The organism is Halalkalibacter lacteus (assembly GCF_036663595.1).
In the GTDB taxonomy this organism is placed as follows: Bacteria; Bacillota; Bacilli; order Bacillales; family Bacillaceae_D; genus Halalkalibacter; species Halalkalibacter lacteus.
The window spans coordinates 1-229 of sequence record NZ_JAWRVL010000523.1; the positions used below are offsets into that span (position 1 = coordinate 1).

A 229-nucleotide genomic window follows, 5' to 3' on the forward strand; every position below is an offset into this window, starting at 1 on the left:
GGACTCGGTGCACCGGGCGACTCGAACGATCGGATCGCAGCGCGTGCTAAATAGACAGGATACGACTGGAAGGCATCGTCATTTCCAGACGAGTTCCTGAGCCTGAAAGGTGCGAAGGGTGCTCAGCTTCGCGCGACCGTGTCATCGTTTGGCCCGCTGCTCCTCTCGAAAGTTCTGGATCTGAACTCGACTCAGGCGAGTGTTCTCTCCCTCGTGTTCAAGTACTGCG

The 229-nt window shown here is 57.6% G+C and carries 1 pseudogene; it reads left to right on the forward strand.

Features of this window, described 5'->3' with window-relative positions:
* Positions 1-75: 75 nt before the first annotated feature.
* A pseudogene (locus SAZ04_RS23695) lies at positions 76-229 on the forward strand (helicase HerA-like domain-containing protein); the annotation flags it as partial.